The following is a 12836-nucleotide window of genomic DNA, read 5'->3' as shown; positions in this document are numbered from 1 at the left end:
TGACCGCTGCCCTCACCCCAGCCCTCTCCCACAGGAGAGGGGGCAGATCGGCGGCGGTCTTGAGTCAGCGTTACTCGCCCCAGACGTCTTTGAGGACGTTGACCCAGTTCTCGCCCATGATCTTGCGTACCACGCGTTCGGAATGGCCGCGCTTGAGCAGGGTTTCGGTCAGGTTCGGGAACTCGCCGACGGTGCGGATGCCCAGCGGGTTGATGATCTTGCCGAAGCTGGTCAGGCGGCGGGCGTAGCCCTTGTCGTGGGTCAGGTATTCGAAGAAGTCCTGACCGTGACCCTGGGTGAAGTCGGTGCCGATGCCGATTGAATCTTCGCCAACGATGTTCATCACGTATTCGATGGCTTCGGCGTAGTCGTCGATGGTCGAATCGATGCCCTTGGCGAGGAACGGCGCGAACATGGTCACGCCGACGAAACCGCCATGATCCGCGATGAACTTGAGTTCCTCATCGGACTTGTTGCGCGGGTGCTCTTTCAGACCCGACGGCAGGCAGTGGGAATAGCAGACCGGTTTTTTCGATTCAAGGATGACCTCTTCCGAAGTCTTGGAACCGACGTGGGACAGGTCGCACATGACGCCGACGCGGTTCATCTCGGCGACGATCTCGCGACCGAAGCCCGACAGGCCGCCGTCACGCTCATAGCAACCGGTGCCGACCAGGTTCTGGGTGTTGTAGCACATCTGCACGATGCCGACGCCGAGCTGCTTGAACACCTCGACATAGCCGATCTGGTCTTCAAACGCGTGAGCATTCTGGAAGCCAAAGAGGATGCCGGTCTTGCCTTGCTCTTTGGCGCGGCGGATGTCGGCGGTGGTGCGCACCGGCATCACCAGGTCGCTGTTTTCGCGGATCAGCTTCTGGCTGGCAGCAATATTGTTCACGGTCGCCTGAAAGCCTTCCCACACCGACACAGTGCAGTTGGCCGCCGTCAGACCGCCCTTGCGCATGTCTTCAAACAGCTCGCGGTTCCATTTGGCAATGATCAGACCGTCGATAACGATGCTGTCGGCGTGTAATTCGGCTGGGCTCATCAGGCGTCCCCTTATTGGCGATTCATGCGCCGAATCGTCTGCCGGCGCTTTGGGGCCAGCATATGCCTCGGTGCCGGGGCGACCGGGTGCAAAAACGACAGGGGAATTGCCGAAAGCGTCAATCCGCGACAAAGGGTCGCCAGACGCTCCGATCAGCTACCTGTTCAAGCCCGCAAGCTTGAGCCAGAATCTCCGGCATCTTGGAAACACCACTGGATTAGAGCGGCGACAACAATGAAATCGATCTTCCTGGCTTTGGCACTGATGGCGACCGGCGTACACGCCGCCGAAGAGTCCGACAACAACCCGTGCGACGCCGTCGAAAACGACGTCCAGACCCTGGAATGCTCGACCTACAGCCGCACTACCGCTGAAGACCTGCTCAAGGACAACTACGCCAGCCTGACCGAACGCATGCAGACCGCGTACGGCAAGAACGCCACGCAATTGGCGGATATCACCGCCAAACTCAAAACCGCCCAGCAGCAGTGGCTGAAGACACGGGATGCGGATTGCGCGGTGGAGGCGTTTCCGGCGACGGCGGGGAGCAAGGCCTTCACGATTGCGCAGAATGACTGCATCGCGAGGATGAGTGATGAACGGTCGGAGTTTTTGGAGTCGATTGGGCAGGAGTGATCCTGACTACTCGCAACAAGCCGTCAAACCTTGTTGATTGGTTTCGCGAAAAATATAAGCAAAGATTCTGAAATCTTATAAAAGACTTATATTTCTCCGAAAATGAAGTTATCCACAGATATCCAAATCATCAACGACGCCGAGAGCAAACCGGCCTTCGTGGTCATTCCGTACGCGCAGTACGTTGCGCAAAAAATGAAGCCCGACCTGATTCCCCATGAGGTCGTCAGTCGGATGGTCGATGGGGCAACACCGATCCGTGCCTGGCGCGAACACCTCAACCTGACTCAGGAAGAAGTCGCCAAACGCATGGGCATTTCGCAACCGGCGTTTGCCCAGCAGGAAACGGTGTCCAAGCCACGTAAAGCGACACGCGAAAAAATTGCAGCGGCGTTCGGCATTACGGCCAATCAGCTAGAGCTGTAAGCTGCCCTCCTCACTTCAAGGAATTCCCCATGAACATCTGCGGCATCGAAATCAAAGGCAGCGAAGCGATCATCGCCGTGGCCGCGCTCGACGGTTCGACCTTGAGCCACATTCCCCTCGCCACCAAGAAGATCGCCCTCGAAGACGATGACGACGCGGCCAACGTGAAAGTGTTCGCGGCGCAGGTGGCGTCGTTTGTGCGGGAGAATTCGGTTGACCGGATTGCGATCAAGAAGCGCAGCAAGAAGGGTGAGTTTGCCGGTGGGCCGACCACTTTCAAGATTGAGGGGATTTTGCAGCTGCTGGATGGCTGTGAAGTGACGTTGTTGTCGCCGCAGACGATCAATGCGCAGGCGAAGAAGCACAATTTTGAACTGCCGGGGACGTTGAACAAGTATCAGCATGAGGCTTATAAGGCGGCGTGTTCGGCGTTGGTGAAGAAGTAACCAACAGCAAGATCAAATGATCGCAGCCTTCGGCAGCTCCTACATTGGAATGCATTTCCCTGTAGGAGCTGCCGAAGGCTGCGATCTTTTGATTTCAGGCCTGCGCGGTACGGCGGTCTTCGCGGGGACAGCGGGCGAACTTCGCCCGGTAGCTGCGGGTGAAATACGACGGAGATTCAAACCCGCAGGCGATGCTGACTTCGAGCACGCTCATGTCGGTCTGGCGCAGCAACTGCCGGGCCTTTTCCAGGCGCAGACGCAGATAGAAATTGCTCGGCGTGTCGTTCAGGTGCAGCCGAAACAAACGCTCAAGCTGCCGCCGCGTCACTTTGATCGAATCCGCCAATTGCAGCGTGGTCAGCGGCGGCTCGCTGTGTTGTTCCATCTCGCCAATCACCTGCACCAGTTTCTTGTTGTTGATGCCGTAACGCGTGGCGACTTCCATGCGCTGGTGATCTTTGCGCGGACGGATGCGCCCCAGCACAAACTGTTCGCTGACCTGAATCGCCAGTTGCGGGCCATGGGCCTGGGCGATCAGATCGAGCATTAAATCGATGGACGCGGTGCCGCCCGCCGAGGTGATGCGTCGACGATCGATCTCGAACAGTTCCTGGGTGACGCTGAGCTGTGGATAAGATTCCTTGAACGCATCGATTGCTTCCCAGTGAAGGGTCAGCCGATGACCATTGAGCAGCCCCGCTTCAGCAAGGACAAAGCTGCCGGTGTCGATGGCGCCGAGGGTTACGCCTTCGTTATCCAGCCGCCGCAACCAGTGTTCAAGGGTTGGCGTGGCGAACTTCAGCGGTTCAAACCCGGCCACCACCAACAACGTCGCACCTTTCTTCAGCGGCTCCAGCGCCGCATCGGCGTTGACCGACATGCCATTGCTCGCCAGCACCGCCCCGCCGTCGGCGCTGAGCACATGCCAGCGGTACAACTCGCCGCGAAAGCGGTTGGCCACACGCAGCGGTTCGATCGCGGAGATAAAGCCGATGGCGGAGAAGCCCGGCATCAGCAAAAAATAGAAATCCTGGGACATAGGCGCACTCGGTCGGCGGGTAGCGTGGCTCGTTGATACGCCGATTGTCGTCGGCGTTCAAGCGCACAGGTCGCTACAGTGCAAATGCCGGTCGCCGCAGTGCGTTTTCACGGGGGCATAGCTGCGTAACTTGGCATCACCGGCGCATCAGACGCCGGAAACCACAATAAACGACCTGCCGAGGAACCCGACATGAAACGACTGATCAGCAGCTGTGTTCTTGCACTCAGCGGTACCGCTTTCTTGAGCGCCAGCGTCATGGCGGCCGAACCGGCAGCGTGCCAGAACGTGCGCATGGGCGTGGTCAACTGGACCGACGTGATTGCCACCAGTGCCATGACCCAGGTCCTGCTCGACGGCCTCGGCTACAACACCAAACAAACCAGCGCGTCCCAGCAAATCATCTTCGCCGGGATCCGCGATCAGCGCCTGGACCTGTTCCTCGGTTACTGGAACCCGCTGATGACCCAGACCATCACCCCGTTCGTCGACGCCAATCAGGTCAAAGTCCTCGAAGCGCCAAGCCTGAAAGACGCCCGTGCGACCCTCGCCGTGCCGACTTACCTGGCGGACAAGGGCCTGAAAACCTTCGCCGACATTGCCAAATTCGAGAAGGAACTGGGCGGCAAGATCTATGGCATCGAACCGGGTTCGGGCGCCAACACGCAGATCAAGGCAATGATCGCCAAGAACCAGTTCGGCCTCGGCAAATTCCAGTTGGTCGAGTCCAGCGAAGCCGGGATGCTGGCCGCCGTCGACCGCGCGGTGCGCCGCAAAGAGGCCGTGGTCTTCTTTGGCTGGGCTCCGCACCCGATGAACGTCAACGTGCAGATGACGTATCTGACCGGCAGCGACGACGCCCTCGGCCCGAACGAAGGCATGGCCACCGTGTGGACCGTCACTGCGCCGAAATACGCCGAGCAGTGCCCGAACATTGGTCGCCTGCTGACCAACCTGACGTTCACCGCCGAGGACGAGAGCCGGATGATGCAGCCGCTGCTCGACCACAAGGACGCCTTCGAATCGGCCAAGCAATGGCTCAAGGATCACCCCGAAGACAAGCAGCGCTGGCTTGAGGGTGTGACCACGTTCGATGGCAAACCGGCCGCTGAAAATCTCCAGCTGACCAGCAAATAACCCTCTATTGAAAAGCCCCTCTCCCGGATGGGAGAGGCGACTGACCGAAGCTTCGCAGCCCCGAACAGGGCTGCGGACAGACCCATCACGCCTGAAGGAAACCGCACCATGAACCACGACGTCATCATCACCTGCGCACTCACCGGTGCTGGCGACACGACCGCCAAGAGCCCGCACGTGCCGGTCACCCCGAAACAAATCGCTGCCGCCGCCGTTGAAGCAGCCAAGGCCGGCGCCACCGTTGTGCATTGCCATGTGCGCGACCCGCAGACCGGCAAGTTCAGCCGTGACGTGGCGCTGTATCGCGAAGTGATGGAGCGCATCCGCGAGGCCGACGTCGACATCATCGTCAACCTCACCGCCGGCATGGGCGGCGACCTGGAGATCGGCGCCGGCGAGAAGCCGATGGAGTTCGGCCCGAACACCGATCTGGTCGGCCCGCTGACCCGTCTGGCTCACGTTGAAGAATTGCTGCCGGAAATCTGCACCCTCGATTGCGGCACGCTGAACTTCGGCGATGGCGACACCATTTACGTCTCCACCCCGGCGCAACTGCGTGCCGGCGCCAAGCGCATTACCGAGCTGGGCGTGAAGGCCGAGCTGGAGATTTTCGACACCGGTCACCTGTGGTTCGCCAAGCAAATGATCAAGGAGGGTCTGCTCGATAACCCGCTGTTCCAGCTGTGCCTGGGCATCCCGTGGGGCGCACCGGCGGATACCACCACCATGAAAGCCATGGTCGACAACCTGCCCGCCGATGCGGTGTGGGCCGGGTTCGGCATTGGCCGGATGCAGATGCCAATGGCCGCGCAAGCGGTGCTGCTCGGCGGCAACGTGCGGGTCGGGCTGGAGGACAACCTGTGGCTGGACAAAGGCGTGCTGGCGACCAATGGCCAACTGGTCGAACGCGCCACCGAGATCCTCAGCCGCCTCGGCGCCCGCGTACTGACCCCAGCTGAGGGTCGCAAGAAAATGGGCCTGACCCAGCGCGGTTAACCCTCAGCTCAAAAAATGGGGCTCTAACTGCCCCCCAAATTTCACCTGTAGGAGCTGCCGAAGGCTGCGATCTTTTGATTTTGTTTCTCAAGATCAAGATCAAAAGATCGCAGCCTTCGGCAGCTCCTACAGGGACTACCTTACTCGGGAAAAATCCAATGAGCTTTATCACCGAAATCAAAACCTTCGCCGCGCTGGGCAGCGGTGTCATCGGCAGTGGCTGGGTCGCGCGCGCCCTCGCCCACGGCCTCGACGTGGTCGCCTGGGACCCGGCGCCCGGCGCTGAAGCGGCGCTGCGCAAACGCGTGGCCAATGCCTGGGGCGCGCTGGAGAAAAACGGTCTGGCACCGGGTGCTTCGCAGGATCGTCTGCGCTTTGTCGCGACCATCGAAGAATGCGTACGCGATGCCGACTTCATTCAGGAAAGCGCCCCGGAACGCCTGGAACTGAAACTCGATCTGCACAGCAAAATCAGCGCCGCGGCCAAGCCCAATGCGTTGATCGGTTCGAGTACCTCGGGCCTGCTGCCAAGTGAGTTCTACGAGAGTTCAACGCACCCTGAACGCTGCGTGGTCGGCCATCCGTTCAACCCGGTTTATCTGCTGCCATTGGTCGAAGTCGTGGGTGGCAAGAACACCGCGCCCGAGGCCGTTCAGGCCGCAATGAAAGTCTACGAATCGCTCGGCATGCGTCCGCTGCACGTGCGCAAGGAAGTGCCGGGGTTTATCGCCGACCGCTTGCTTGAAGCGCTGTGGCGTGAGGCGCTGCACCTGGTCAACGATGGTGTCGCGACCACTGGCGAGATCGACGATGCGATCCGCTTTGGCGCTGGTCTGCGCTGGTCGTTCATGGGGACTTTCCTGACTTACACGCTGGCCGGTGGTGATGCGGGGATGCGCCACTTCATGTCGCAATTCGGCCCGGCGCTGCAGTTGCCGTGGACCTATCTACCGGCGCCGGAACTGACTGACAAGTTGATTGATGATGTGGTTGATGGCACCAGTGATCAGCTCGGCCGGCACAGCATTTCGGCGCTGGAACGCTATCGTGATGATTGCTTGCTGGCGGTGCTTGAGGCGGTGAAGACCACCAAGGAGAAGCATGGGATGGCGTTCAGCGAGTGATGTTTCTGGCATGACATCGTGGCCCTCACCCTAGCCCTCTCCCAGAGGTAGAGGGGACCGACCGCGGTGTTTATGCGAGCCGCACCGACCTGATCTATCGAGCCGAACTCAAGTTTTGAAAGGCCCCCGATCGGCTCCCTTCCCCCTCGCCCCCTTGGGGGAGAGGGCTGGGGTGAGGGGGTAGCTCTTGATCTTAACGACCCGCCCACTGCCGGAACCCAAATCATGCCTCACCTCACCACCTACCAAACCCGAATCATCCCCGACTGGGTCGACTACAACGGCCACCTGCGCGATGCCTTCTACCTGCTGATTTTCAGCTACGCCACCGACGCCCTGATGGATCGCCTCGGCATGGACAGCAACAACCGCGAAGCCAGCGGCCACTCGCTGTTCACCCTTGAACTGCACCTCAACTATCTGCACGAAGTGAAGCTCGACAGCGAAGTCGAAGTACGCACGCAAATCATCGGCCACGACAGCAAACGCCTGCACCTCTATCACAGCCTGCACAAGGTCGCTGATGCGCAGGAAATGGCCGGCAACGAACAGATGCTGTTGCACGTCGATCTCTCCGGCCCGCGCTCGGCGCTGTTCAGCCCGGACACCTTGAACCGCCTGCAAGACATCGTCGCCGATCAGAAAGACTTGCCTGCTCCCGCTTACATCGGCCGCGTTATCGCGCTGCCACCTGCAAGGTAAATCCATCCATCGCAAGGAGCCGCCATGAACACCGCTGCCGCTGTTGCCGATTTCCGTACTTATCCGTTGATCAGCGCGCTCGGTGGCGTGCAGACCCTGGCGGATCGCGTTGCCATTGAATGGGCTGACGGTCGCATCAGCCCGTTTCACCACGTCTGGTTGCGGGATAACTGCCCGTGCGCGCAGTGCGTCTACAACGTCACCCGCGAGCAGGTGTTCGAGATTGTCGACGCCGCTGAAGACCTCAAGCCTGTCGCCGCGCATATCGATACCGACGGCTGCCTGCGCATTGACTGGCAGGACGGCCACCTCAGCCGCTTCGATCCCGGCTGGCTGCGCGCACATGCCTATGACGATGAATCCCGCGCCGAACGCTTGGCCGGCAAACCTAAGTCTTATCTGTGGCGCAGCGATCTGCAGTTGCCAGTGTTCGAATACGCGGCATTGATGAACGACAACGCCGCCCTCCTGCAATGGCTGCTCGCCTTACGCGACATCGGCCTGACGCAAGTACGCGGCGTGCCCACCGAGTCCGGTTCACTGAAGCTCATCGCGCAGCGCATTTCCTTCATTCGCGAGAGCAACTTCGGTGTGCTGTTCAACGTGCAATCCAAAGCCGATGCTGACAGCAATGCCTACACCGCTTTCAACCTGCCGTTGCACACCGATCTACCGACCCGCGAGCTGCAACCGGGGCTGCAATTTCTGCATTGCCTGGTGAATGACGCCGAGGGTGGCGAGAGTATTTTTGTCGACGGTTTTGCGATTGCCGATGCGTTGCGCAGTGAAGACCCTGCATCGTTTCAGGCACTGTGTGAAATACCGGTGGAGTTTCGCAACAAGGATCGCCATAGCGACTATCGCTGTCTGGCGCCGATCATCGCTTTGGACGCCTTGGGACGCGTGGCGGAAATCCGCATGGCAAACTTTCTGCGCGGAGCGTTCGATACCTCGGTAGAGCAGATGCCTCGGTTGTATCGGGCTTATCGACGCTTTATCGCGATGACCCGCGAGCCACGGTTTCGGCTGATGCAGCGGCTTGATTCCGGTGAGCTGTGGTGCTTCGATAATCGCCGTACGTTGCACGCGCGTAATGCCTTCGATCCGGCGACCGGGGCGCGGCATTTTCAGGGCTGCTACGTCGACCGGGATGAGTTGTTGTCGCGGATTCTGGTGTTGCAGCGGTAGACCGCGTCATCGTTCTTCGCGAGCAAGCTCGCTCCCACATTTAATCGCATTCCTCTGAATGAACGCGGTCACCTGCGGGAGCGAGCCTGCTCGCGAAAGCGTCAGCGGGAACAACAAATCGCTGACTGATTCACAGGCAAAAAAAGCCCCGATGCAAGCCGTGACAGGATCGGGGCAGAGTGTACTGTTGAGGAGCTGCCAAGCGAGGGTGACCAAACCTTCGTGTTGCAAGCTGAGTTCAGTGTGCCCACTCCCTTGAGCGGCGAGTTAGCCGAAAACGACCTGTTCATAGCCGTCGCAGCCACTGCGACAAATCGCCCTTGCCGTGCTCTCGCATGGCTACCAGAATCGAGCCACGACCTCCGTTACCGAAGAAGGATGCGCGTCATGATGTATGCCGATTTGATCGATCAGGAAGATTTGTTAGGCCAGCTCAAGGCGTTGGGTATTCAAGTGCCCAGTGGCACTACTGCCGATAAGGCTTGCGAGTGCGCGGTGCGCGGTCTGGATAATGTTCGCGCGTTTGAACTGCGCAAAATGGTCAAGGACATGTACACCAGCGGCGCCAGTATCCAGCCGGCGGTGCGCCAGGCGATCGACAAACAATTACTGCCGGCATTGGCGGACTATCAGCAAAACCATAGCGCCTGACAGCAGATCAAAAGATCGCAGCCTTCGGCAGCTCCTACATTGGAACGCATATCCCTGTAGGAGCTGCCGCAGGCTGCGATCTTTTGCCTTACAGCCTTACGCTGGCAAACGTCGACTCATTACGCGCCTGACTCAACGCCGACATCGGCCCCGACAGCGGCGACATCACGATGGCCTGCGGCAGCGGCAACATCGCCACTTGTTGAGTGGTGTTGGAACCTACGCGCTCGTCACGCGGCGGAATGCCGAAGTATTCGCGATAGCACTTGGAGAAGTGCGGCGTCGAGACGAAACCACACACGGACGCCACTTCGATGATCGACATCGGCGTTTGCTTGAGCAACTGCCGGGCGCGGATCAGGCGCAGCTTCAAGTAGTAACGCGACGGCGAGCAGTGCAGGTATTTCTGAAACAGGCGCTCCAACTGTCGACGCGACACGGCGACGTACACCGCCAGTTCATCGAGGTCGATCGGCTCTTCGAGGTTGGCTTCCATCAGCGCGACGATTTCCTGCAGCTTCGGCTGATTGGTGCCGAGCATGTGCTTGAGCGGCACGCGCTGGTGATCCTGTTCGTTGCGGATACGTTCGTAGACGAACATCTCCGAGATCGCGGCGGACAGTTCACGACCGTGATCGCGGCTGATCAGGTGCAGCATCATGTCCAGCGGCGCGGTACCGCCGGAGCTGGTGAAACGGTTACGGTCGAGGGTGAACAAACGGGTGCTCATGGCCACGCGCGGGAAAGCTTCCTGCATCGCCGCCAGACATTCCCAGTGCACGCTGCAATCGAAACCGTCGAGCAACCCGGCGCAGGCCAGGGCCCAACTGCCGGTGCACACGGCGCCGAGGCGCTTGGACTGACGCGCCTGGCTTTGCAGCCAGGAAACGTGTTCACGGGTAACGGTGCGTTGAATGCCGATGCCGCCGCAGACAATCACAGTGTCCAGTGGCGGGGCTTTGTGCATGGAGGCGTCTGGCGTGATTTGCAGACCGTCACTGGCCCACACCTGGCCGCCATCGACGGTAAGAGTGCTCCAGCGATACAGCTCGCGACCAGACAATTGGTTGGCCATGCGTAGAGGTTCTACTGCAGAGGCCAGGGAAATCAGCGTGAAATTGTCCAGCAGCAGAAAGCCGATGGATTGAGGCGCACGGTTCTGGGGTTGGGCCCCGGAGTTGAACGACGTCATCGCGGTATCTCCTCACACAAAGCGGGTGATGGCCTCAGGCGGAGGCTCTTGTTATTGCCAGCGTTCTCGCGTGGGAGACGGGCTTTGTTATGACAGAGCAATTGCCATGCCTAAAATTGAATGGCTGTTCAATAACTCCTGAAAACGACGTCGCGACGTGTCTATACGAGCCGTCCGACGAAAGGTGTTTCGAAGTGCCATCAGCGGTGCTGAGCGCCCCGCCCCCAGGGGTGTGAGCAAATCGGTAGCACTTGTGGGAACTGGCCTGCGCGCAGTTTGTGGGGAGTGTCACCGCAGGCACGGGTGACGGACGGTAGGGGGTGCTGAATGCATGTAACAGCTGGGAAAGACTCTTATCTGTTTGCGACGCGCTAAAAGGTGGCGTGATTTATTGTCTGTGTTCACTTGATGAGCAATTTTGACTGGTCTGACGCTATCGCGAGCAGGCTCACTCCTACAATTGGAATGCGTTCCCCTGTAGGAGTGAGCCTGCTTGCGATGGAGGCGACTCGGTCTCAGCACTCAACCGCACTGACCGCCAATCCACCACGCGATGTCTCTTTATATTTGTCATGCATATCAGCGCCGGTATCACGCATGGTGCGGATCACCCGGTCCAGCGAGATAAAGTGCTGACCATCGCCACGCAATGCCATCTGCGCCGCGTTGATCGCCTTGACCGCGGCAATCGCATTACGCTCGATGCACGGCACTTGCACCAGACCACCGACCGGATCGCAGGTCAGCCCGAGGTTGTGTTCAAGACCAATCTCCGCTGCGTTGCACAACTGCTCCGGCGTAGCACCAAGAATCTCCGCCAGCCCCGCCGCCGCCATCGCACACGCCGAACCGACTTCGCCCTGGCAACCCACCTCAGCGCCCGAGATCGAAGCATTCTTCTTGCACAGAATCCCCACCGCCGCTGCACCGAGGAAGTAATCGACCACGTTGGCGTCAGTCACCGCTTCACTGAACTTCATAAAGTAGTGCAACACCGCCGGAATGATCCCCGCCGCGCCATTGGTCGGCGCCGTGACCATGCGCCCGCCCGCCGCGTTTTCTTCATTAACAGCCAAAGCGAACAGGTTGACCCACTCCATCGCGCTCAGCGTCGAGCCGATCACATTGGGCTTGCCCAGTTCCTGCAGGCTGCGATGCAACTTCGCCGCGCGCCGACGCACATTCAGTCCGCCGGGCAGGATGCCTTCGTGTTTCAGGCCCTGCTCGACGCAATCCTGCATCGCCCGCCACAGTTTCATCAGCCCGGCGCGGATCTCTTCTTCACTGCGCCAGACCTTTTCGTTGGCCATCATCAATTCGGCAACGCGCAGGTTGTTTTTCTTGCACAACTCCAACAGCTCAACCGCGCTGGAAAAGTCGTACGGCAACTCAGTGCGATCCAGATCGACCACTCCGCTGGACGCCTGCGCTTGATCCACGACAAAACCGCCGCCCACCGAATAGTAGGTGTCGCGATGCAGTTCGCCGTGATCACCCTCGGCAACGATAGTCATGGCATTGGGGTGGAATGGCAGGTTCTCGTCGATCAGGCGCATGTCCCGCGCCCAGACAAACGGCACCGACAAGCGACCATCCAATAGCAGGGTGTGCGTTTCGCGCAGCGCCTGGATACGTGGGCCGATCTGCGACGGGTCGATTGCGTCCGGCCACTCGCCCATCAAACCCATGATCACCGCGTTGTCGCTGCCGTGGCCAATGCCCGTGGCCGACAGCGATCCGAACAATTGCACTTCTATACGACGCACCTGTTCCAACTGGTGCTTGTCCCGAAGCGACTCGACGAACAACGCCGCGGCGCGCATGGGCCCGACGGTGTGGGAACTGGAAGGGCCGATGCCGATTTTGAACAGGTCGAAAACGCTGATAGCCATTGCTGCAGAGCTCCTGAGGATGCCGGTCCGGGGCGTGAAGCGCCCGCTGGCGGAGCTGCTACGCTCAAGCTGCGATCCGCCGGAATGCCCGCATCATCAGGCTTTTGTCGGAGCGCACGGCGTCTGACACCGACGCACTCATGTCCACCAGCGCCGCGCCATTTTGGCCCCGGTTTTTCGCCGTTTTTATGCGGTTCAGATGGCCATTCGGGGCTGAAAAAAGCTGTAAGCGACGTCACTGACACTGGATGCGACCATCCCTGTACTGGATACGACCCCCCCTGTAGGCGTCAGATTTTCACTGGTACATGATCGTTATGACTCGATTGCAAGGCGCCGTGACAGAGCTGTCTCCAGAA

The 12836-nt window shown here is 59.7% G+C and carries 13 protein-coding genes; 9 read left to right on the top strand and 4 right to left on the bottom strand.

Features of this window, described 5'->3' with window-relative positions; translation table 11 throughout:
- Nucleotides 1-70: 70 nt before the first annotated feature.
- A complete protein-coding gene (locus H8F23_RS17600) occupies nt 71-1048 on the bottom strand; it encodes a dipeptidase (protein ID WP_194935229.1) in 978 nt (325 codons plus the stop codon).
- 234 nt (nt 1049-1282) lie between these two features.
- On the opposite strand from H8F23_RS17600, the gene H8F23_RS17595 reads away from it, so the two are divergent.
- The 3 genes from H8F23_RS17595 to H8F23_RS17585 all read left to right on the top strand — a co-directional run bounded on the left by H8F23_RS17595 (nt 1283) and on the right by H8F23_RS17585 (nt 2556).
- Nucleotides 1283-1684, top strand: coding sequence for a lysozyme inhibitor LprI family protein (locus H8F23_RS17595; RefSeq protein ID WP_194935228.1), 402 nt, complete (start codon nt 1283-1285; stop codon nt 1682-1684).
- A gap of 102 nt (nt 1685-1786) precedes the next feature.
- Nucleotides 1787-2110, top strand: a complete 324-nt coding sequence (locus tag H8F23_RS17590) for a helix-turn-helix domain-containing protein (protein WP_194935227.1) — start codon at nt 1787-1789, stop codon at nt 2108-2110.
- 29 nt (nt 2111-2139) lie between these two features.
- Nucleotides 2140-2556: a DUF3010 family protein gene (locus H8F23_RS17585; protein WP_038363145.1), complete on the top strand. Its 417-nt coding sequence runs from the start codon at nt 2140-2142 to the stop codon at nt 2554-2556.
- Nucleotides 2557-2650: 94 nt separating this feature from the next.
- Here the strand turns inward: H8F23_RS17585 and H8F23_RS17580 are convergent, their stop codons facing one another.
- On the bottom strand, nt 2651-3595 hold the full coding sequence (locus H8F23_RS17580; protein WP_194935226.1) for a GlxA family transcriptional regulator: 945 nt from the start codon (nt 3593-3595) through the stop codon (nt 2651-2653).
- 192 nt (nt 3596-3787) lie between these two features.
- Between H8F23_RS17580 and H8F23_RS17575 the strand changes: the two genes are divergently transcribed.
- From H8F23_RS17575 to H8F23_RS17550, 6 genes are all read left to right on the top strand, one after another.
- Nucleotides 3788-4732 (top strand): choline ABC transporter substrate-binding protein, encoded by a 945-nt coding sequence (locus H8F23_RS17575; RefSeq protein ID WP_194935225.1) that lies wholly within the window; start codon nt 3788-3790, stop codon nt 4730-4732.
- Between the two features lie 108 nt (nt 4733-4840).
- A complete protein-coding gene (locus H8F23_RS17570) occupies nt 4841-5728 on the top strand; it encodes a BKACE family enzyme (RefSeq protein ID WP_194935224.1) in 888 nt (295 codons plus the stop codon).
- Between the two features lie 158 nt (nt 5729-5886).
- Nucleotides 5887-6852, top strand: a complete 966-nt coding sequence (locus H8F23_RS17565) for an L-carnitine dehydrogenase (protein ID WP_102900073.1) — start codon at nt 5887-5889, stop codon at nt 6850-6852.
- 225 nt (nt 6853-7077) lie between these two features.
- Complete coding sequence (locus H8F23_RS17560) at nt 7078-7554, top strand: thioesterase family protein (RefSeq protein WP_194935223.1); 477 nt, start codon at nt 7078-7080, stop codon at nt 7552-7554.
- A gap of 24 nt (nt 7555-7578) precedes the next feature.
- Nucleotides 7579-8742: a gamma-butyrobetaine dioxygenase gene (locus H8F23_RS17555; RefSeq protein ID WP_194935222.1), complete on the top strand. Its 1164-nt coding sequence runs from the start codon at nt 7579-7581 to the stop codon at nt 8740-8742.
- Between the two features lie 387 nt (nt 8743-9129).
- Nucleotides 9130-9393, top strand: a complete 264-nt coding sequence (locus H8F23_RS17550) for a hypothetical protein (RefSeq protein ID WP_194935221.1) — start codon at nt 9130-9132, stop codon at nt 9391-9393.
- An 88-nt stretch (nt 9394-9481) separates the two neighbouring features.
- On the opposite strand, the gene gbdR is transcribed toward H8F23_RS17550, so the two are convergent.
- Together gbdR and H8F23_RS17540 are read right to left on the bottom strand one after the other, a co-directional pair.
- Nucleotides 9482-10585 (bottom strand): choline metabolism transcriptional regulator GbdR, encoded by a 1104-nt coding sequence (gene gbdR / locus H8F23_RS17545; protein ID WP_007949927.1) that lies wholly within the window; start codon nt 10583-10585, stop codon nt 9482-9484.
- A 515-nt stretch (nt 10586-11100) separates the two neighbouring features.
- Nucleotides 11101-12477 (bottom strand): L-serine ammonia-lyase, encoded by a 1377-nt coding sequence (locus H8F23_RS17540; RefSeq protein WP_034153599.1) that lies wholly within the window; start codon nt 12475-12477, stop codon nt 11101-11103.
- Between the last annotated feature and the right edge of the window lie 359 nt (nt 12478-12836).

Source organism: Pseudomonas neuropathica (genome assembly GCF_015461835.1).
GTDB lineage: Bacteria > Pseudomonadota > Gammaproteobacteria > Pseudomonadales > Pseudomonadaceae > Aquipseudomonas > Aquipseudomonas neuropathica.
Note: the sequence above shows the minus strand (reverse complement) of the source record. Positions and strands in the feature narration are given on the sequence as shown.